The sequence below is a fragment of the Dehalococcoidia bacterium genome (genome assembly GCA_021295915.1).
In the GTDB taxonomy this organism is placed as follows: Bacteria; Chloroflexota; Dehalococcoidia; order Lucifugimonadales; family UBA1123; genus VXRN01.
The window spans coordinates 1-589 of record JAGWBK010000052.1; the positions used below are offsets into that span (position 1 = coordinate 1).

Genomic DNA, 589 nt, shown 5'->3' on the forward strand with positions numbered 1-589 from the left:
CCACGATGATCTTGAACGGCTGGCAGCCTGCGCCTTCAAGTCCGGTTAGCGCTGTGTCGCCGTCGGCGGTGCAGGGGTTCTCTTCGCCATCTATCGAAGCCTGGCGGTCGGAGTAGCCGACGTTGCCTGCCTCGTCCATAGCCTTCACCCACCACTCAATGGTGGCGTCGCCCTCGGGGGCGTCGCTGCCGGTGATGCGCTGCTTGATCTCAAAGCCACCTGCGACGTCATCGACTTCACCGTCGGAGACAGGGCTCTTGGTGACGGTCCTGGTTGAAGCGCCTTCGGTTATGCGGAAGATGACGTAGATGTTCTCTCCGTCTTCGTCCAGACCCGAGTCACCATCGGTGACCTGTGCGCTGACCTGAGGCCTGTCGTCGCGGCCTGATGTGTCGTGTGCGGGTGTGAAGTTTGAGAAGACCGGGGATGTCGTCTCTACGGTCAGTGTGCCGGTAGAGTCGTCCCCATCTAGGGTGACCACGTCGCGCGGGTTGACCGGCAGGGTGGGTACGGAGGCGCTGAAGTCAGGCATCACGTCGTTGCCGTCAGCATCCTGCGGCATGACGGTCTGTATTTCAAGGACGAACTC

General features: G+C 61.6%; 1 protein-coding gene. It reads right to left on the reverse strand.

Features of this window, described 5'->3' with window-relative positions; all coding sequences use genetic code 11:
• Nucleotides 1-589 (reverse strand): hypothetical protein (locus tag J4G14_13265; GenBank protein ID MCE2458759.1); only part of this gene is annotated, 589 nt, incomplete at both ends.